This window comes from Streptomyces sp. GESEQ-35 (genome assembly GCF_017948485.1).
Classification (GTDB): Bacteria; Actinomycetota; Actinomycetes; order Streptomycetales; family Streptomycetaceae; genus Streptomyces.
Genome location: NZ_JAFFSX010000016.1, coordinates 1 through 20,111, shown reverse-complemented (window position 1 = coordinate 20,111; position 20,111 = coordinate 1). Strand labels below are relative to the sequence as shown.

The following is a 20,111-nucleotide window of genomic DNA, read 5'->3' as shown; positions in this document are numbered from 1 at the left end:
GTGGCAGGCAGGGGGCGTCGTGTCGTCGCGGTGGTGGAGGTCCAGGGATGCCCTCGGTGATCGGTCTGCTGGAGGAGCGGGGTGACCTCGCCCCCTACTGGCGCTTCCACACCGCGCGCGAGCACGAACGCCTCTACCCCACACCCAGCAGGCAGGAGTACGACCTCACCGCGTGATGCACGCATCCGGTGGACGCCGAGGCGCTTCTGGCGAATGCTGACCTCCATGCCCGAGTCAATGACCGAGCACTCTGTGCGAGACATCGCCAAATCCGTTGCCGAGGCACGGTCGTTGGGCCACGCGACCGTATCGGCCACCCACGTACTTCTGAGCATCGCCCACCACGAGAGCCCTGCCCGTCAACTCCTGGACTCCGCGGGCGCCAACTACGAGACGGTCCACACAGCACTGGACACCCCGGACGCCCCAGGAGCATCACCCGCGCCCGGGAACTGCCCTGGTCGCCTTCGATGGAGAAGATCCTCCACCTCTCGCAAAGCCTCACCAAGAAGCCCTTCACCTCTGCTCACATGCTCGCGCTCATCCTTGACCATGACGAACGCGCCACCACGCTGCTCGAGGGCATAGGGGTGAACACGGCCGACCTACGAGCGACGGTGGCCGCAGCAGTCAGGGAACCCTGACCTACTCAGGGCAGCACCTGAACTCGCCCTCCAGCAGCCGCATCAGGTGGCCTGCCCTTGTTCAGGGAGCAGGCAGCGACAGCGGTGCACGCCCCGGGCAGACACCCGCGCGTTCACGGACCCGCGCCCGCCCCCTGAGCGAAAGGTCGGCTCCGCCGTCGAGATCCAGGACCGGGGTCTCGTGCGTCCTGGCGCGCCGCGCAGCCGTTCGCGCGGACCCGTCTGACCCATCAAGAACGGCTATGCGGCCATGGGTCTTTGTGATGTGACCTTCTTCCCCGCCCCTGCCGGATCTAGCGTCTGACCTGGACGCGATCCCTCACCGGGGCCGCCGACACGAGCGCCGGACGTGGTTCGACGCCGTCCCGTTCCGGCAGGAAAGGAGCCTCGCTGTGCCTGTCGTCGATCTGGTCGCCGATCTCGGAGAGAGTTTCGGGGCCTACACCATGGGCAACGACGCCGAGCTGTTGAACTTGCTGACGTCCGCGAACGTCGCATGCGGATTCCACGCGGGGGACCCACGGGTGATGGACGCGACCGTACGCGCCTGTGTGGAGCGCGGTGTCGGCGTCGGCGCGCACCCGAGCTTCCCCGATCTGGTGGGCTTCGGACGCCGGGCGATGGACCTGGCCCCCGACGAGGTGCGCACCGACGTGCTGTACCAGGTCGGGGCGCTGTCCGCCTTCACTCGCGCGCACGGCACCCGTATCGGGCACCTTGCACCGCACGGACGCCTCGGCAACCTGGTGGTCACCCGGCGGGACTACGCCGAGGCCGTCGCCGACGCGGTCGAGGCGTTCGACCCGTCCCTGGTGATCCTGATGCAGGAGGGTGAGATGGCTGCCGTGGCGCGCGAACGCGGACTGCGGATGGCCATGGTGGGCATCGCCGACCGCGCCTACGAGGACGACGGCACGCTCGTGTCGCGGTCCGAGCCCGGAGCCGTGCTGCACGATCCGGAGGAGGTCACCCGCCGGACCGTCCGGATGGTGACCGAAGGGGTGATCACCAGCCGGAACGGAACGGACCTGCCGGTGCGGACGGACTGCGTGCAACTGCACGGCGACGGTCCCGCGGCACTTCAGCTCGCGACGCGCATCCGTGGCGAACTGCAGGACGCCGGTGTGCGGTTGGCGCCGCTGCACGAGGTGCTGGGTGCGCAGGTCGCATGAGGGACACGAGGGACACGGGGACAGCGACCGCGGTCGCCATCTCGCCGTGCGGAGACTCCGCTGTGCGCGTCACCGTCGACGGCACCGACACCGACCGCGTGTGGACGGCCGTGCACCGGCTCGCGGGATGGCTCAACCAAGGTCTGATCCACCCCACGGTGACGGCCGTCCCGACCTACGACGCGGTGCTCGTGGAATTCGACCCCTACTGCACAACGGGTGAGGTGATCGCGTCGCACATCCGCGCCTGGGACACCACGGCCGGTGAGGGTGAGGAGACCGGCGGCGGTGTCATCGATGTGCCGGTGCTGTTCGGTGGCGAGGCGGGCCCCGACCTGGAGTGGGTCGCCGATGTGGTCGGCAAGCCGGTGCCGAAGGTCATCGACCTCGTGTGCGCCAAGGAACACCTCATCCGCTGCCTGGGCGGCCCGGCCGCGTCAGCCATGATGGACGGACCCGACTTCGAAGTCCCGATTCCCCGGCTGGCGACCCCCCGGCTGAGGGTGCCCCCCGGCGCGGTCTCCGTCGCGGGCCGGCAGTCGGTCATCGGCCCAGTCGCCGCACCGAGCGGCTGGCGCCAGATAGGACGGACCCCGCTGGACATTCTGCGGACCGACGTAGATACCGGGACCGACGCAGATTCCGGGACCGACGCCGACACCGTCGTCCTCTACCGGCCGGGGGACAGGGTGCGGTTCCTGCCGATCGACGAGGCCACCTACATCGACCTGCTCGGCACACCGATGCGTTACCGCCACGATGGCTGACCGCCCTGACCTGTACGTCGAGTCCGCGACGGCATGCGTGGTCACCGACCTGGGCCGTGTCCCGGGCCCTTCGCGCGGCCTTGCGGTCAACGGCGCGCTCGACCAGTTCGCCGCCCGCGCCGCGAACGCCCTGGTCGGCAACGCGCCCACGGACCCGCTCATCGAGGCCACCGGCTTCGGTGTCACCTTCCGTCCCAGCCACGACGTCCTCATCTCCGTCACCGGCGCGCCCGCCGAACCCACCGTCGACGGTCGGGCGTACCCGGCCTGGGCACCACTGTCGGTGCGCGCGGGCGAGACGGTGCGGGTCGGCATCTCGGACGCGGGGTTGCGCGCCTACGTCGCCGTGCACGGGTCGTTCGACGTTCCCCGGCTGATGGGAAGCTGCGCACCGGACTCGATGATCGGGTTCGGAACGCACGTCACGTCCGGAACCTCCCTGTCCCTGTTCCGCTCCCACCCACCGCTGGTCAACCGGCGCTTCGGCGCCACCGTGTTCGACTTCGGCATCCCCCGCGACGTCGGTCGTACCTCCGCGGTCCTGGACGTGATCGACGGGCCCGACGCCGCCGAATTCGGCCCGGGGCTCAAGCGGTTGTACGACTCCCCGTACCTGGTCACCCCACGCATCAACCACGTCGGGCTGCGCGTGGCCGGGCACGTGCCGCAGCGTTCGGCCGCGGGGGAGGTGCTGTCGCGCGGTGTGCCGATCGGGGCGATCGAGGCCCCGACGGGCGACGAGCTGCTCGTTCTGATGCGCGGCCGTGGGATCACCGCGGGATACCCGGTGCTCGCGGTGCTCACCTCCTGCGCCCTGGACAACGCGGCGCAGCTCAGACCCGGGCAGGAGATCCGCTTCCGGCGGACGACCGCTGCCGTCGCCACCTCCGCCTATCTGGAGCGGCGGCGGCTTCTGGACCGGGTGGCGCTGCGCGCGCGTACCGCCTTCGCGGCACTTCTCTGACCCCTCGCGTCACGGCCCCTGGCACAACGACCTCTCGTACAACGACCTCTCGTACAACGACCTTTCGTACAACGACCTTTCGTACAACGACCTTTCGTACCACCGAAGGAGAAATGGGATGCCCCTTTCCGAAACGCTTCGGGCGCCCGTGCCGGCCGAGCGGATGTCGCGCGTCAGGGAGTCGCCGAGTTCCCGGGTCGCGGACCGGGTGCGCGCATTTCAGGCGGCGGGCCGCAAGGTCCTCCCGCTCACGATCGGCGAGCCCGATTTCGATACGCCGGACCATGTGAAGGAAGCGGCGATCGCGGCGATCCGCGCGGGCGAGACGAAATACACCTCGGCGAACGGCACGCCCGCGTTGCAGCGGGCGATCACCTCTCGTCTGCTGCGGAAGACCGGGCAGTCCTACGCCACCGACGAAATCTGCGTGGGCGGCGGCGCCAAGCAGCTCATCTTCCTGGCGTTCGTGGCGACGCTGAACGAGGGTGACGAGGTGATCGTCCCGGCACCGTACTGGGTGTCCTACCCGGACATGGTCACGGTGAACGGAGGGCGCCCCGTGGTCGTCGCCACCACGGCCGCGGACGGGCACAAGCTCACGCCGGGCCGGCTGCGCGAGGCCATCACCGACCGGACGAAATGGGTCGTACTGAACACGCCCAACAATCCGACCGGCGCCGTCTACAGCGAGGAGGAACTGCGCGGGCTCGCCGACGTCCTCCGCGCACACCCGCACGTGTCGATCCTCTGCGACGAGATCTACGACGAGATCAACTTCGGCGCACGGCCGGTGCCCAGCGCCGTGACCGTCGCTCCCGACCTTCGGGAACGGATCTTTCTCGTCAACGGCGTGTCCAAGGCGTACGCCATGACCGGGTGGCGGATCGGCTACGCGGCCGGCTCGGCCCGGCTGTGCGGGGCGATCGGCACGCTCCAGTCGCAGAGTTCGTCGTGCCCGTCGTCGGTGAGCCAGGCGGCGGCCGTCGCCGCGCTGGACGGCGGCCGGGAGTTCATCGACCGCACGGTGCGCATCTACGCCGGGCGACGGGACCTGCTCGTGTCCGGCCTCGACGCGATCGACGGGTTGCGTCCGACGGCCCCCGAGGGAGGCTTCTACGTGTGGACCGACTCCTCCGCGCTGATGGGGGCCGTGACCCCCTCGGGGTCGACGCTGGCATCCGACACGGATCTCTCGGAGCACTTCCTGGAAACCTCCGGCGTGGTGGTGATCACGGGGGACTCCTACGGCTGCCCGGGTCATTTCCGGGCCAGCTTCGCATTGTCGTCCGACGCCATTCGGGAAGCCGTCGCGGGGCTCGCGCATTCGGTATCTCTGCTGCGTCGCTGAAATACCCTTTCCGCTACGCCATGACCTGCCGGGCCGACAGGAATAAGTTTCCGTAATGGCGGCATCAGGAACTGCGCTGAGCTTGCGGCTGGATATACCCACCGGAAATACCGAGGAAATAAAGACGGGCCAACATTCCTCATACCGGTGACCAGCCACACCGTGAAGACGCGACCAGCGTGACGACTCCTGTTGTGAAAGGTAGTGCCCGTGAAAAGCACGGTCTCTGTGGTTCCGACGCATACGCAGACGCCCCCGGCCACCACGAGGGCGACGAAGGCGTCCATCGCCGGTGGTCTCGTCGGTGTCTTCGTCGAGTTGTACGACAACGCCGTCTACGGATTCGTGGCGGGGACCCTCGCGGTGGTGTTCTTCCCCAGCGACGCTCCCACCACGAGCGTCATGCTGACCTTCCTGGCCTTCGCCATCCCGTTCTTCTTCCGCCCGGTGGGCGCCGCGGTCGCCGGGTCATGGGGCGACCGGATAGGCCGCAAACGGGTGCTGCTGATACTCATCACCATGATGAGCCTGTCCACCGCCCTGGTCGGCTTCCTGCCGAGCTACGGCTCGGCAGGGGTCTGGGCACCGATCGGCCTGGTACTGCTGCGTTTCGTCCAGGGCTTCGCGATGGGCGGTGAGCCCGGCAACGGCAACTCGTTCCTCGCCGAACACGCCGGGGACGGGCGCCGGGGCCGGGTGGTCAGCTACGCCAACGCCGCCACGTTCGTCGCGATGCTGCTCGGCACCCTCTTCGCCGCGCTGCTCACCGCGGTGCTCAGCACCTCGTCCATGGAGGCGTGGGGCTGGCGGCTGCCGTTCCTCCTCGCCCTCCCGCTGGGCGTGGTGGGCCTGCTCGTCCGGCGACTGGCCGACGAGTCCCCGGAGTTCGCCGAGGCCGAGGCGAAGGGCGAGGTGGCCGGCAGCCCGCTGAAGGAGGCGTTCACCTCCCCGGAGATTCGGCGTGCGATGGGAGTGGCCATCGTGCTGCCGCTGCTCAACAGCTCCGGTTACTTCGTCCTCTTCATCTACATGCCGACGTACATGAAGGACGAGATGCACTTCTCCGCCCTGGAGGGCCTGCTCGTCACGGCCATCATGCTGGCCGTCGGCATGTTCGCGGTGCTTTACGCCGGACGGCTGTCGGACCGGGTGGGCCGCAAGAAGCTGCTCAGCATCTCGGCGTTCACCATGGTCGTCATCGGCTTCCCCTGCTACTGGCTGCTGACGCTGGGTTCCTTCGCCACGGCGGTGGCCGGCGCGGTGATCATGTCCGTGTGTTTCGCCGGCACCAACGGCGTGATGCAGGTGACGCTCGCGGAACTGTTCCCGACCCGCGTGCGGAGCGTGGCGTACGGCGTCGGCTACAACCTCGGCACCGCGATCTTCGGCGGCGCCGCCCCACTGCTCATCTCGGCGCTCATCGTCTCGACCGGCAGCACCTGGATACCGGCGATCTACCTCGTCCTCACCTCCGCCGTCGCCGGGTTCACCGCGCTGCGCATCCGCGAGACGGCCTTCGAACCACTCAAGCGCTGAACCAACCGCACACCCAGTCACGCTTTCGAAAGGACGGTGGTCCCGTGGCGACAGCGGCCACGTGCCAGGCCGGAGCCGGACTCGACGGGCTCCGCGGACAACTGGACAAGGCAGGCTTCACGGCCCTGTTGCTGACCTCGCCCGGCGGGCGCCGGTACGCCCTGGGCTCGGCGCCCGGCCTCGCCGACGGGACCGTCGTCCTGCTCACCACCGACGGCACGGTGGTGAGCGCGGCCGGTGACCTCTCCGCTGCGATCACCGCCGCGCTGCGTGCGGCCGGCGTCGCGGACGGGGTGGTGGGCGTGGACGCCGATCTGCCGGGGGAAGTGTTCGGGCGGGTGAACGACGCGGGCGTGCGGTTGCGGCCTGCGGCCGACATGGTCTTCGCCGAACTCGCTTGCTGCGAGCCCGAGGAGCTTCCCGCGTTCACCGCCGCCGCCGGCCTTGCCGCTGTCGGCTACACGGCGGTCATGGACCACCTGCGCGTCGGCATGGACGTACGGGAGCTGTCGGGCAACGTGGATCGCTCGATCCGCCGGGCCGGTGGCCTGTTGGGGTGGTACGACCAGATCGGCGAGATCGGTGCGAACGCGGCGGCCGGCTCGGATCTGGTGACCGTCCGCGGCCACGACCCCGGCACCGCTCGGCTGACCGCCACGTCCCCGCTCCGCTACGTCCTGCACCCGCTGCTGGAGGGGGTCGCGGGGTACGCCGCGGCGACCGCCGTACTCAGCAAGGCCGACGGCCCGCTGCGCGCCGCCGGCGACACGGGCGCCGCCGCGACCGCCGCACTGCTGGCAGCGCTGCGACCGGGCGCCCCGCTCCGCGAGGGCTACGCCGCGTTCGACCGCGAGACCGGCGAGCACATGGCGGCCTGCTGGATCGTCGCGCTGCGCGGTGGCGGGGCGTCGCTGCCGCTGGCGCCCGACAGCACGGTGATCGCCGAGCCCGGCATGGTGCTCGGCGTGCGGACCGAGGTCGTGGCACCCGGCCGGGGCTCGATAGAACTCGCGGAGACCGTCGTGGTGACCGCCTCGGGCGCCGACCCGCAGGCGCGGACGCCGCTGCGGCTCGTCGAACTGTACTGACCTACTGACCTGCCACGGCCGTATGAACCGTGTGAGGAGAACCGCCATGGAAACGACCCTCCCATCCGGAGCGGGCCGGGTACCCACGGCCGACGCGGGCGGCCGCGCCATGCCGCTCATCGGATTCGGCACCCATCCGATGCGTGGCGACCAGGCCACCGAGGCCGTGCTGACCGCGTTCTCGGTCGGCTACCGGCTCGTCGACACCGCCACCCGCTACCGCAACGAGGCCGCCGTCGGAGCGGCCCTCGCGGCCACCGACCTGCCCCGGTCCGACCTGTTCGTGACCACCAAGATGCCGCCCGACCAGGTCGGCAGGGAACGGCTCACGCTGGAGCGGAGCCTTGCGGCGCTGGGCTGCGACTACCTCGACCTGTGGCTGATCCACTGGCCGCCCGGGGGATACCCGGGCGTCACCAGTTGGCGCGAGTTCGTCCGCGCCCGCGACGAGGGCCTGGTACGGGCCATCGGTGTGAGCAACTACTCGGTCGAGCTCATCGACGCGCTGCACCAGGAGACGGGGGTGTACCCGGCCGTCAACCAGGTGCAGTGGGGGCCGGGCGACCACGACCCCGACTTCGCCGAGGCGATGCGCCGGCGCGGCGTGGTGCTCAGCGCGCACAGTCCGCTGCGCAGTACCGATCTGGACCACCCGGTGCTCGTGAACATCGCGCGGCGGCACGGCCGTTCGGCGCGTGACATCGTCCTGGCGTGGAACCTGCACCACGAGGTCGCGGTGACCGTGAAGTCCGCGCACCGCGAACGCATGGAGAGGAACCTGTCCGCGGTCGACGTCACGCTGTCCCCGGCGGACACAGCGGCGATCGACGGCCTCTCGACCGTGTCGGCGGTGCAATAGCCGCACACACCGGAACCCGTGAATACCGGAAATCCGGCCGGCCCGGCATGTGAATACCACCGACTCGCGTGTATTACCTGCTCGTACCCCTCTTCGACCTGTCATCGGTAATTGTGATTCCGTCATGCTGATTCCCTTCACGTCTCCTACGGGCGGACTCGCGGAACTACGCTGCGGAAAGCAGCTCACCGATTTCCGAGAGAGGCCGAAGTGGTTTATCAGGTCGCGATCACGCGAGGTTATGCCCAGCCGGACGGGAGCACTGTCTTCGGTGACATCGGGCTCTCCCGGCTGACCGACGCCGGGCTGGCGTGGCGCGTACTCGACGAGGAGGTCGAGGAGCTACGGGCCGACCAACTGCAAGGGGCGGACGCGGTTCTCGTACTGGGGCACGAGCGGGTCTCGGCGGAGTCGATACCGGCATCGGGACGGCTGCGGCACGTCGCGCGGTTCGGCGCCGGCTTCGATGCCGTGGACACCGACGCCTGCGCCCGGCGCGGTGTGCTGGTGACCAACGCTCCCGACGCGGTACGGCGGCCGGTGGCCGACTCCGTGGTCGCCCTGCTGTACGCCCTGTCGCACCACTTGGTCGTCAAGGACCGGCTGGTGCGGGAGGGCCGGTGGGCGGAGCGCGCGGCGTGGCGTGGCTCCGGGCTGACCGGCGCGACGGTGGGCATCGTCGGGCTCGGCGGCATCGGCCTTGAGACCGCGCGCCGGGTACGTGCGCAGGGGCTGCGCGTGCTGGGGTACAACCGCAGCGACCGCGGCCGGGAGGCGGCGGACATCGGCATCGAACTCCTCCCGCTGGACGAGGTGTTGGCGCAGAGCGACTACGTGGTCGTCGCCGTCGCGGCGAATTCCGGTACACGGCACCTCATCGGGGAGCGCGAACTCTCGCACATGCGGCCGACCGCCCGGCTGGTCAACGTCTCGCGCGGTGTGGTGGTCGACGAGGAGGCGCTGACCGCGCGGCTGTCGGACGGTCGGCTGGCCGGCGCGGGCCTGGACGTGTTCACCGAGGAGCCGCTGAAGACGGACAGCCCGCTGATCGCCATGGACAACGTCGTCCTTGCCCCGCACTCCCTGTGCTGGACGGACCGGTACACCGCCGCGGTCTCGGCGAGCGTGATGGCGTCGCTCATCGCGGTGAGCCGTGGCGAACAGCCCCACGAGACGGTCAACGCACCATTCCCGCCCGGCACATGGCCCGATACGCGTCCAGATCGTGATGACAAGGATGAGCCGGCCCGATGAAAGGAAACCTTGCCATGATCCACGTACGCACCAAGATCGACCGCCCGTCCGCCGAGGTGGTCGCCGCGCTCGGCCGATTCTCCGCTGCGACCATCCACGAGGCGCAGGGCCGCAAGGGCGCGTTGGCGCACCGGCTGAAGCCCGTGGACCCCGCCATGTCGTTCTGTGGACCGGCCTTCACGGTCGAGGCGCAAGCGGGCGACAACCTCATGGTCCAGGTCGCGGTCTCGTACGCCGAGCCCGGTGACGTTGTGATCGTCGCCGGCTCGGAGTTCGAGCAGGCAGGTTCCTTCGGCGACGTCCTCGCCACCGCCTGTCAGAGCAAGGGGCTGGCCGCGTTCGTCACCGACTCCGGGGTGCGCGACAGCGCGGACCTGCGGAAGCTGGGTTTCCCTGTCTTCTCCGGTTCGATATGCATCGAGGGAACGGTCAAGGAGACCATCGGCCTGGTGAACCGCCCGATCTCCATCGGCGGACAGGTCGTCCGGCCCGGCGACATCCTGCGCGGCGACGCCGACGGCATCGTCGTGGTCGACCCGCTGGAGGCCGAGGAAGTCGTCTGCCTGTGCCGGCGGCGCGAGGATCACGAGGTGGGGATCCGGGAGGAGCACCGCCGTGGTGACAGGCCGTTGATCGAGGTGCACGGGCTCACCGAGAAACTGAAGGCCAAGGGTCTGGTCGTCGAGGAATGAGGGAACCCGCTGTCGCCCGACCTCGATGATCCGTCCGGCGCGTCCGGTGTACGTGTCCGAGGTGCACTCCCATTCCGCTGGTGACCATCAAGGGGTACGTTTGCCCGCGTACTTTCGGACATGCGGTTCCACTCTCCGACACCGGCGGGTGTCGGCTCCCACAGCGGCCTTCCGGCCCGCGGCCTGCATGTCGGCGATGGTCCCGACGCCGTGACCTGCCACGTCGGAAGCGGCTGAGCACGGCGAGAACCGCCCACCCGGGAGAAGAGCGCCGAGTCCTTCGCGGCAGCCGTCCCGGTCACGCTCGACGCGAGCGCGACTCCCAGACGACAACTCCGAGGAGGAGCGCGATGGACACCCGCAGACTCGGTTACTTCGTCAGGGTGGTCGACATCGGCAACATCACCCGGGCCGCGGAGTCGCTGCACATCACGCAATCGGCGCTCAGCCAGCACATCTCGGCGTTGGAGCATGACTTCAAGACCCGCCTGCTCGAACGCACCGGCCGCGGCGTGGAGGTCACGGCGCCCGGGCGCTCCCTCTACCGCTACGCGCAGGGCATCCTCCGCCTCGAGAAGGCCGCGCGGATCGACCTGCGCACCGAAAGCGACACCCCGGCCGGTCTGGTGACAGTCGGCCTGGCCTCGTACAGCATGGCGCCGGGCCTGGCCGTACCGCTGCTGCGGGCCGTGCGCGAGCGGTACCCGAACATACAGCTGCAACTGATCCAGAACCTGACGGTGGTGATGAGCCAGGCCGTGCTGCTCGGCCAGGTGGACATGGCGCTCATCTACGACCCCGGTTATGTGAAAGGGGTCGTCTTCCAGCACGTCCTGGAGGAGGAGTTCCATCTGATCACCAGCGCCAGGACGCCGCCCGTCACGAGCGGCGGCGACACCATCACCCTCAGAGAGGCGAGTCGCCTGGGCTTCATCATGCCGAGCGAACTGCACACCGTCCGGCGCATCACCGAGGCCGCCTTCCACACCGCGGGACTGCACTGCTCGGTGGTCGCCGAGGTCGAGCCGGACAAGGTGCTGCGGGACGCCGTGGTGAACGGGCTCGGTGCCACGGTGCTGCCGCTCACGGCCGCCAGGGCCAACTTCGGCTCCGGCGAGGTGCGCGTCTACCGCTTCGCCGACGCGCGGTTGCGTACCTCGATGTCCTTGTGCACCCCCGAGACGCAGTCGCTCTCGCACGCCGCCGCGTTGGTGGCGGATCTTTTGCGCACGCTGATACTGGACCAGTCGGTCGCCGGCCCATGACGCTCGAAATCTCCTTGCGAATGGCGACCTCGCTGTCCTGCCTGGTGATCGGGTCGGACACGGTGAAGCGGGCGGACAGCGGGGCGGTTTCCAGCGCCTGAACTTGCCAGCCAGGAGCCGTGCGTGCAGCTCCGGCATGTCCGTCACGCGGCTGGCCCATGCGCTGACGCGGCTTCGGCTTGCCCAGGTCACACGGCGGCGTGGGTTGATGGGCCTCCACAGGCGTGGGATCTCAAGAGTCGTGGTCTCTGGGCGTGCCGGGGCGTCAGACGGTGGTGGCCGGCGGGATCCACCGGTGGGTGCGGGGCACCGCGCTGGGGATGCCGTAGTCCTTCTTGAGGGTTTCGGGGATCGCGTAGTGCATGACGCGTCCACGGGTGAGGGAGGACAACTCGAGGACCGTGGTGAGGTGGCCGAGGCGGTCCAAGGCCCAGGCGCCGAGCGGGGAGCGGTCCTCGACGGTCTCCAGGACGCCGAGGAGGTGGGGCACGGCCTTGACGACGGTGTCCCACGATGTACGGGGCACGTGGAGCCAGTCGGCGCAGGTGTCGCCGATGAGGTGGCGGATCAGGGCGGAGACGATGGGGTCGAAGAAGGTGCCGGGCACTACCTCCTCGTAGAGGTCGATCAGCTGCCGGGTCAGCTGGGCGCCCTCCTCGGAGGGCCCCATGTGCCGGACCATGTACAGGTCGAGGAACCCGCGGGCCTCGGCGAGAGTTCGGGGGACGGCGTCCTGGTCGACGCCCAGCATGGCGCCGACGACGCGCCACGCGTAGTAGTACGCTTCCGCGCCCTCGGTCGACATGTGGATGCCGAGGCGGTGCAGGCTGTCCAGGACGAGCAGGGAGAAGAACATCTGCCCGCCGATCATGTCCTCCTGGCAGATCGGCGTTCCGTGGGCTGCCGTGTCCCAGTGGTTCTCGCGGGTGAGGTGGTGGCGGATGGAGGCGTGCAGGAGGCGGACCTTCTGGGCGGCGGGGATGAACCGGCTACCGGCCTCGAAGGCGTCGGGCTGCATCAGGTACACGGTGAACTGGCCGGTCTCCGCCATCCGTTTGGACGGGTACTTCAACCCGTGGGTGGCCGACAGCAGCTTCGCCACGTGCGGGACGAGGTAGCAGGCGGGCATGGAGGCGAAGGACAGCGCGGTGGAGATGTGCACGTTGTTGTCGATGAAGAAGAGCCGGGCCTTCTCCATCTCGGCCCAGTCCACCCAGGCCGGCGGGGTGCGGGTGGCTTCGAGGTACTCACGCGCGACGTCGGGCAGACCGTCCGGCAGGGGCGCGCCGGCGGTGGAGACGTAGCGCATCAGGGTGTTGAACTTGCCCACCTCCCCGCGTTCGAAGAGCTCGGTGACTGTCGCATCGGCGAGTTCGTCCCCGGCCTGCCGCAGGGCGTCCAGCGATGCGTCGGTGTAGGTCATGGCGGGGTTCCTCATCTTCCTCGGGGGCGTCCACGACAGACGGGAGAGGCGCCTGCCCGGCAGGGCACGGGCTCGCGCCGGATGCGAGCGGTCAGGACAGGCGTACGGCCGCGGAATGCGCCAGCGCGGTCAGTCCGGTGACGGCGTGCGCCGGTAGATCCAGTTCGTGGAGGGCACCGAGAGCCTCCTCGACCCGTGCCCTGATCATGTCCTCGATCCGGTCGGGTGCTCTCAGCCGGCGCATCACCTCGCGCACCGCGTCCAGCCCATCCCCGTCCAGGTCGTCTCGGCCCAGCAGCGAGTGCAGCAGCTCCCGCTCCGCGTCGTCGGCGAGACGCCATGTCTCTGCCAGCAGCGCAGTGGGCCGTCGGCCGCGCACATCATCGGCATTGGCCTTGCCGGTGTGCTCGGGGTCTCCGAACAGCCCGAGCAGGTCGTCCCGGAGCTGGAACGCCTCGCCCAGCGGCAGCCCGTACGCGGAATAGCCCTCGCGCAGCCGCGCGCCCGCGCCGGCCAGCGCACCACCGATCAACAGGGGCTGTTCGACGGTGTACTTGGCGGTCTTGTACCGGATCACCTTCAGCGACATCTCGGTGTCCGGACCGACTCCGGTACGCAGGATCTCCAGACACTCACCCGCGATCAGCTCACGGGCCATCACGGCCCACAACGGGCGGGCCCGGACGAGATACGCGGCGGGCAGACCGCTGGTGGCGAACAACTGCCCGGCCAGCGCCATCAGCAGGTCTCCCACCAGCATCGCCAACGACCGCGCGGCGGCATCGGCGTCCGGACGAGCCCCTACGGCCCCGCGCAGGGCGACGTGGGTTGTGGGTCGCCCATGCCGCAGCGGACTGTCGTCGATGAGGTCGTCGTGCACGACCGCTGCGGCGTGCACCAACTCCATGGAGGCCGCCGCCCGCACCAGCGCGTCGCTGTCCGGTTGGCCCACCGCACGCCAGCCCCAGTAGCAGAACGCCGCCCGCAGCCGTTTGCCGTCCGCGACCGCCGCCTCCAGCATGTCGGCCACGGCGCCGAGCATCGGATCGACCGCCGCGAACTCAGCGGCCTCCCCGGCGACGAACCGACGCAGCACCTCGTCCACGCGGGCCTTGAACGCGGTCGGCTCCCACCGGTCATACGCCACCGGTGGCCTTCCGAGCCAGGGCGCGCTGGGCGAGGATCTCCAAGTGGGCCGGGGGCACAGCCGTATACCGGGCCAGCACCAGACGCCCACGTGCCACGAGCTCGTGCTCAGCCTCCGCCGCCAACTCCGCGGCGTCCGACCGGCGCAGCAGCCCTCGCACCGTCCCCAGGGCCGAACCCACCGTGCTCACCGCCAGATCGGCCAGCCCGGCAGCCAGCAGCAGCGCCTGGCTGTCTAAGCCTCCGCACCGTCCCGCTTCTTGCGTCACGCCATCCCCCTCATCCGTCGTACACCCAGGCAGCCCTGTGCGCACACCGTCCTTCCGAGGATCGCGTCCCATCGGGTGCGACACCGGAAGAACTCACGATCGAGTGATCCCACCGCTCGCCCGTGCGGGACCGGAGACCGGCGGTGGTTGTCGCCAGGTGCAGCCGGAAGTGGCTACGAAGATGACCGCGGCCGGCGTCTCGCAGTCACCCGCCCCTATTCCGCAGCGGATCGGTTGGGAATGAGGGAGACCGGTAGGCTGCTGTATCCGCGGAGGAACGTCGAGTAGAGCGCCTTGGGGTCACCCATGAGCTCGATCCGGTCCACCCTGCTGATGAGGGTCTTCAGTACGGCAGTGATTTCGGCTCGCCCGAGGTATGACCCGAAGCAGAAGTGGGGCCCGAATCCGAAGCCCAGGTGCTTGTTGGGAGTCCTTGCCAGGTCAAAACTCTGCGGGTCCGAGAAGACGTTTTCGTCGCGGTTCGCGGAAGTGTTCCAGAGGATGACGTGGTCACCTTCGCGGATCGTCTGGCCGCCGATGCTGACTTCGGCCGTTGCGGTACGACCGATGTGCATCGCCGGCGTCGTCCAGCGCACGATCTCCTCGACCGCGCTGGCTATCGAAACGCGGTCCTCCTTCAACGCCAGCCACTGATCGGGGTGCTGGGAGAAGGCGAGCAGGGCGCCGACCATGGCCAGGCGACTGGTGTGATCTCCCGCGAGGATGAACCCGTAGCAGTTGACGACCACTTCGTCATCGGTCATCGGCTCACCGTTGATCCGGCAGGTGGCCATCGCGCTGATCAAGTCGTCCTGCGGGTCTTCGCGACGGGCCTCGATGATCTCCTGGCAATAGATGAGGAGTTCGTTGCGAGAGAGCCAGACGTCCTCCTCGGTCTGTCCCTCGTCGTCCGCGCTGACCGTGTCCCGGCTCAGGTCGAGCACGTACTTGTGATCCGTCGACGGAAAGCCCAGCAGATCGCAGATCGTCCCCATGGGAACCGCTTCCGCGACCTCCTTGGCGAAGTCGAAGGTCCCGGTGCCGACGGCGGGGCCGAGGACATGGTCGACCCGCTGCTGAAGTTTGTCCGTCACCCCTTGGCGGATCCGGGGACTGAACGCCTTCAGCAGGATCGACCGCATGGCATTGTGGCGCGGCGCATCGGTGAGCGCCAGGATCTTGCCGGCCGCCGGATCCCCTCCGGGCTTGTGCAGCGAAGACATCATGTTCCCGGGCTGCGAGCTGAATCGCTCGGGGTCCTGAAGAACCGCCATCACGTCCGAGTGGCGGGATACCACCCAAAATTCGGACCCGCGTTCCGTGGCCGGGTGCAGATATACGGGCTGCTCGGCCCGAACGCGCCGCCAGAAATCTTCCATGTCAGTATGCAGGAAGGTGTACGGGTCCGTGAGGTCCACGCTATTGAGATCGTCGGCGAATATGCCTTTGTTCGGCATGGAAATCTCCTGGCCTTCGGAATTGGTGACTACTGCGTAGATATTTCCTTGCCCGAAAGATCGGCGATCAGCATCGCCAGTCGATCCAGTCCCGCTTCAATCTCATCCGGCGACACCACGCTCACCGACAGTCGTAGCTGATTCTCGCCGCCACGGCCGTCGTAGAAATGGCTCATGGGTGTCCACAGGACGCCGTACTTACTGGCCCCATATTCCAGTGCGGTGTCGTCGGCAATGAACGGAACGGTGACTACCACGAAAAACCCGCCGCCGGGCGTATTCCATGAGACCTGGTGATTTTCGCCCCGGGGGAACCGTCGTCCCATCCCCTCCAGCAACAGCCGCAGATTTCGGCTGTAGAGCTGTACTTCTCTGGTGTTCGCCTTGACCAGACTGCAGTCATGCTCCAGCAGCTTGCCTCCCGCAATGGCCTGGGCCAGGGGCGAGGTGTTGACGGTGAGCATACTTTTGATCTTGGACAACTCGTCCGCGAACAGCGTGGAGCCTCCATCCGCACCAGCCACGCGCTGATCCGCGACCACAAAGCCGACCCTGGCTCCGGGAAAGCAGGTCTTGGCGAGCGAGCCGAGATAGATGACCCGCCGCGAAGTGTCGAGGGCCTTCAGCGTGGGCAGGCGCTGACTGTCTTCGGCCTGGAACAAACCATACGGATTGTCCTCGAGGATCAGCAGATCGTGCTCCGCCGCGATGGCGAGCAATGTGTGTCTGGCCTCCAGGTCGAGGCTCGCGCCGGAGGGGTTGGCGAAGTCCGGGACGAGGTAGAAGGCCCGCGGCCGCTTCCCCGCGGCGTGCACCGCCTCGATCTGCTCGACCAAGTGGCCGAGGTCAACGCCGTCCTCGTTCTCCCGCACCGGCCAGAGGGGCATGTCCACCAGCCTCGCGGCACCGGCCAGTCCGACGTAGCCCGGCGAAACCGTCAGCACGACGTCACGCTCGTCCATGCGAAGTGCCCGGAGCGCCAGGAACATCGCCTCCTGGCAGCCGACCGTGACGACGATCGACTCCGGGTCGACGTCGATGCCCTCGTCACAGGCGAGATTCCGGGCGAGCAGCTCGTGAATGATGCCCTTGGTCCGACCGTACTGGAAGAGGGTGCGGCGTACGAGTTGTGCGTCGGCACCCACCTCGGCCGCCAGGTAGTCGCAGAAGATCTGTAGATATCGAGGAAGATCGTCGATGTCGAAGAAATCCTCAGTGGGCCGGCCGGCAGCGAGCGAAATGGCCTCCGGGAAGCGGCTGGCCACCTCGTTCAAGAAGTTCATGGAGGCGAGCGCCGGATCCCGGAGCGCTGCATGCAGTCGATCCGTGCTCAGGTCGGCGGCCAGGAGTGCCACTCCACTGTCGTTCATGCAACCTCGCTTGCCTAGGAGGAACAGCGATTCCGCGACTACTTCGACGCGCCCTGGTTCGATGTCGTAGCGGAAGCTTCTTCTGTCGCTTCTCGAATGGAGCGGTTGCTCAGCGCGGGCAGGCTGACCAGGGCCACCAGGACCATCAAGAGGCCGCCCATGATGAACGGCGCCCGCAGACTGATCTCGCTCGCGAGGTAGCCTCCGAGAACAGCTCCGAAGGGTGCACCCATGAGCGAGATCAACCGGCTGGCAGAGAGCACTCGTCCGCGAATTTCCGCCGGTGCGAGACGCTGCCGCATTGCTCCGACGATGACGATATTGACACTCATCGAGAATCCGATGATGGCCATCATTCCGCCGGCAACCCAGGGGTTTCCGGTCAGGCCGAGTCCGACGACCGCCAGTCCTTCGACGGTCATGCCGATGTAACGCATGCTGCCCACTTGGATCTTCTTGGAGATCGAAGAGGAAACGAAACTGCCGACGAAGGCACCGACCGCGGTCGAGCTCAGCAGCAGGCCGTAGCCGATCTCACCGAGGCCGAGTTGGTCCTTGGCCAGCAGGACCAGCAGCGCCATTTTGGCGGTGAAGACGAGATTGCCGATGGCAGCGGTGGCGGCCAGCGCTCGTAGTACTCGATGCTTCAGCAGCCAGCGCAGTCCTTCCGCGACCTCGGCACGAAGGCTTCTGCGGGTGGGCTCGGCGGCAGGCGCGTTCGCGAAGTCGCCCTTCAGGGAACCGACGAAAAAGGCGCTGATCAAGAAGGAGAACGCGTTCCCCAGAAACGGCAGAGAATGTGACAGGGAGAAGAGCACACCGCCGAGCGGGGGGCCTGCGAGCTGTTCGCCATTGATCTGAGCCGCGGAGATCCGGCCGTTGGCCCGAATGAGCGCCTGATCCCCCGAGACGATCACCGGCATGACGGCCTGTGCGGAGATGTCGAAGAAGATATCTGCGCAGCCCAGAGCGAATCCCGCCACGATCAGCAGGAAGATACTTGCATGATCGGTCAGTACGGCAGCCGTGAGCACGGCGAGGATGGTGAACCGGACGAGGTCCGCACGCAGCATCACCCTTCTCCGGTCCCACCGGTCCACCAGCGCTCCGGCCGGCAGACCGAGCAGGATCCATGGCAAAGTTGCGACGGCGCCGACCGCACCAATGAGCAGTGGATCACTGGTCAGTTGGACTGCCAGCAGGGGCAGTGCGGCCAGCTGAACGCCATCGCCCAATGACGAGGCGATCATGGCCACCCACACCTTGTTGAAGTTGTGGCCCAATTGCGGCTGGGTCGCCTTCTCTTTGCTGGTGACTGTCAACGGTTCTCCTGAGAATTGATTTCTGGATAGCTGCGGTGAGACAGAGAGAGCACCCCGGACGGGGGGAGGGAAGAGCTCAGGCTTTGCCCTGTTTTCCCGCGCTACCGGCCAACCTTGCAGCCAATATCTGTCCTATTTCGGACAGTGGGTGGGGCTGAGTCATAGCCCCGTGCGCGCAGTCGATGGCGTGTACTTCAACGCGTCCGTTCGTATGCGGAGACCAGACAGCGGGGGTGAGTTCACTGCCCGCCTTGTCGGCAGCCGCGGCAAAGAACAGTATGTCGCCCATGAACTTGCCGACACTGATGTGATCGCTCAAGTTGGCGATATCCACGAAGACTTTGACCAGAGCCGAGAACTCGGCCACGCCAAGCCCAGCGAGAGGGCTTTCAGGCGATGCCGGGTCATGTCCGATGGACTCGGCGATGGCACTCAGTACCTGCGGGCTGTCGTACGACAACCGCTCACTCTCCCAGCCGTCAGTGGGCAGGTAACTGTCCATCATGGCGAGCAGAGCGACTTCCTCGCCTTCCTCCTGTAGGCGGACCGCGACGGCGTGAGCCACGATGCCCCCGAAGGACCAGCCCATGAGGGCGTACGGACCGGAAGGCTGAACGGTTCGGATCTCGTTCAGGTAGTCCTCGACCATCTCCTCCAGCCCGGGTGCCGCGGCGTCCGGCTGGCTGAACTTACGGGCCTGGAGGCCGTAAAGAGGCTGCTGACGGTCCAAATGGCGCAAGAGGCCGGAGTACGCCCAACTGAGCCCGATCGCCGGATGGATACAGAACAGCGGGTCGAGATCCCCTTCGGTGCGCAGGGGGAGCACGACCCCCAACGAGTCCCCGGAAGAGCTCCCCGGCGTCCCGTCCAACTGCTGGACAAGGGTGGCGATGGTGGGGGTTTCGAAGAGGGCGCGTACTGGCAGCTCGATGCCCAGGGTCGATCGGATGCGGCTGGCCAGGCGGGTGGCGAGGAGCGAATGCCCGCCGAGTTCGAAGAAGTTGTCGTCGATGCCGACTGCGGGCACGGCGAGTATCTCGGCGAACAGGCCGCACAGGATTTCCTCGCGTGGGGTCCGCGGACCGCGTCCGGCTCCGGCCGTCGTCGGCAAGTCGGGGGCGGGCAGGGCCCGCTGGTCGATCTTGCCGTTGGTGGTCAGCGGGAGCTGGTCGAGGACCACGAACGCCGAGGGCACCATGTATTCCGGCAGCAGACCCGCCGCATGCGCACGCAGGGTCTCGACATTCGGCCCGTCGCTGCGGCCCGGCTCGGCGACCACATAGCCCACCAGGCGTTTGTCGCCGGGCTGGTCCTCGCGGGCTATGACCGCGACCTGGGACAGCCCAGGGAAGCGGCTCAGTACGGCTTCGATCTCGCCGAGTTCGATGCGGAAGCCGCGGATCTTGACCTGGTCGTCGGCCCGGCCGACGAACTCCAGCAGGCCCTCGCCGGACCAGCGGGCCAGGTCACCGGTGCGGTACATGCGGCTGCCGGCAGGACCGAAGGGATCGGCCACGAACCGCTCCGCCGTCAGG

The 20,111-nt window shown here is 68.1% G+C and carries 19 protein-coding genes and 1 pseudogene; 13 read left to right on the top strand and 7 right to left on the bottom strand.

Features of this window, described 5'->3' with window-relative positions:
- The first annotated feature begins 47 nt into the window (after window positions 1–47).
- From KCH87_RS50170 to KCH87_RS27920, 13 genes and pseudogenes are all read left to right on the top strand, one after another.
- Window positions 48–176: a hypothetical protein gene (locus KCH87_RS50170; RefSeq protein ID WP_282613003.1), complete on the top strand. Its 129-nt coding sequence runs from the start codon at window positions 48–50 to the stop codon at window positions 174–176.
- A 37-nt stretch (window positions 177–213) separates the two neighbouring features.
- Window positions 214–402 (top strand): annotated as a pseudogene (locus KCH87_RS50800) (Clp protease N-terminal domain-containing protein); the annotation flags it as partial.
- Between the two features lie 68 nt (window positions 403–470).
- On the top strand, window positions 471–644 hold the full coding sequence (locus tag KCH87_RS49325) for a hypothetical protein (protein ID WP_247196942.1): 174 nt from the start codon (window positions 471–473) through the stop codon (window positions 642–644).
- A gap of 392 nt (window positions 645–1,036) precedes the next feature.
- Window positions 1,037–1,816 carry a LamB/YcsF family protein gene (locus tag KCH87_RS27960; protein WP_210589052.1) on the top strand — a complete coding sequence of 260 codons (780 nt, stop codon included), beginning with the start codon at window positions 1,037–1,039 and terminating at the stop codon, window positions 1,814–1,816.
- Window positions 1,813–2,583, top strand: coding sequence for an allophanate hydrolase subunit 1 (locus KCH87_RS49320; RefSeq protein ID WP_247196941.1), 771 nt, complete (start codon window positions 1,813–1,815; stop codon window positions 2,581–2,583). Before KCH87_RS27960 ends, KCH87_RS49320 begins: the two co-directional genes overlap by 4 nt.
- Window positions 2,576–3,547: a biotin-dependent carboxyltransferase family protein gene (locus KCH87_RS27955; protein WP_247196940.1), complete on the top strand. Its 972-nt coding sequence runs from the start codon at window positions 2,576–2,578 to the stop codon at window positions 3,545–3,547. Before KCH87_RS49320 ends, KCH87_RS27955 begins: the two co-directional genes overlap by 8 nt.
- 118 nt (window positions 3,548–3,665) lie before the next feature.
- Complete coding sequence (locus KCH87_RS27950) at window positions 3,666–4,895, top strand: aminotransferase class I/II-fold pyridoxal phosphate-dependent enzyme (RefSeq protein WP_210589051.1); 1,230 nt, start codon at window positions 3,666–3,668, stop codon at window positions 4,893–4,895.
- A 210-nt stretch (window positions 4,896–5,105) separates the two neighbouring features.
- Entirely contained in the window at window positions 5,106–6,431 is a 1,326-nt protein-coding gene (locus KCH87_RS27945) for an MFS transporter (protein WP_308298934.1), read from the top strand.
- Window positions 6,432–6,475: 44 nt separating this feature from the next.
- Window positions 6,476–7,519, top strand: coding sequence for a M24 family metallopeptidase (locus KCH87_RS49315; RefSeq protein ID WP_210589050.1), 1,044 nt, complete (start codon window positions 6,476–6,478; stop codon window positions 7,517–7,519).
- 46 nt (window positions 7,520–7,565) lie between these two features.
- Entirely contained in the window at window positions 7,566–8,378 is an 813-nt protein-coding gene (locus tag KCH87_RS27935) for an aldo/keto reductase (protein ID WP_210589049.1), read from the top strand.
- Window positions 8,379–8,588: 210 nt separating this feature from the next.
- Window positions 8,589–9,632: a D-isomer specific 2-hydroxyacid dehydrogenase family protein gene (locus tag KCH87_RS27930; protein ID WP_210589048.1), complete on the top strand. Its 1,044-nt coding sequence runs from the start codon at window positions 8,589–8,591 to the stop codon at window positions 9,630–9,632.
- A 14-nt stretch (window positions 9,633–9,646) separates the two neighbouring features.
- Window positions 9,647–10,324: a 4-carboxy-4-hydroxy-2-oxoadipate aldolase/oxaloacetate decarboxylase gene (locus tag KCH87_RS27925; RefSeq protein WP_210589047.1), complete on the top strand. Its 678-nt coding sequence runs from the start codon at window positions 9,647–9,649 to the stop codon at window positions 10,322–10,324.
- 350 nt (window positions 10,325–10,674) lie between these two features.
- A complete protein-coding gene (locus KCH87_RS27920; protein WP_210589046.1) occupies window positions 10,675–11,589 on the top strand; it encodes a LysR substrate-binding domain-containing protein in 915 nt (304 codons plus the stop codon).
- Window positions 11,590–11,854: 265 nt separating this feature from the next.
- Here KCH87_RS27920 and KCH87_RS27915 read toward each other — a convergent pair whose 3' ends face one another.
- The 7 genes from KCH87_RS27915 to KCH87_RS50165 all read right to left on the bottom strand — a co-directional run.
- Window positions 11,855–13,012, bottom strand: a complete 1,158-nt coding sequence (locus KCH87_RS27915; protein WP_210589045.1) for an oxygenase MpaB family protein — start codon at window positions 13,010–13,012, stop codon at window positions 11,855–11,857.
- Window positions 13,013–13,103: 91 nt separating this feature from the next.
- Window positions 13,104–14,159 carry a polyprenyl synthetase family protein gene (locus tag KCH87_RS27910; RefSeq protein ID WP_210589044.1) on the bottom strand — a complete coding sequence of 352 codons (1,056 nt, stop codon included), beginning with the start codon at window positions 14,157–14,159 and terminating at the stop codon, window positions 13,104–13,106.
- On the bottom strand, window positions 14,149–14,427 hold the full coding sequence (locus tag KCH87_RS27905) for a polyprenyl synthetase (RefSeq protein WP_210589043.1): 279 nt from the start codon (window positions 14,425–14,427) through the stop codon (window positions 14,149–14,151). Before KCH87_RS27905 ends, KCH87_RS27910 begins: the two co-directional genes overlap by 11 nt.
- A 215-nt stretch (window positions 14,428–14,642) precedes the next feature.
- Window positions 14,643–15,884: a cytochrome P450 gene (locus tag KCH87_RS27900; RefSeq protein ID WP_210589042.1), complete on the bottom strand. Its 1,242-nt coding sequence runs from the start codon at window positions 15,882–15,884 to the stop codon at window positions 14,643–14,645.
- Between the two features lie 29 nt (window positions 15,885–15,913).
- The gene (locus KCH87_RS27895; protein WP_374199043.1) at window positions 15,914–17,239 is read right to left on the bottom strand and encodes a PLP-dependent aminotransferase family protein; all 1,326 of its coding nucleotides are present in this window, start codon (window positions 17,237–17,239) and stop codon (window positions 15,914–15,916) included.
- Between the two features lie 53 nt (window positions 17,240–17,292).
- A complete protein-coding gene (locus KCH87_RS27890) occupies window positions 17,293–18,576 on the bottom strand; it encodes an MFS transporter (protein WP_210589040.1) in 1,284 nt (427 codons plus the stop codon).
- Between the two features lie 76 nt (window positions 18,577–18,652).
- Window positions 18,653–20,111: thioesterase domain-containing protein (locus tag KCH87_RS50165; protein ID WP_210589039.1), on the bottom strand; the 1,459-nt coding region annotated here is incomplete at its 5' end.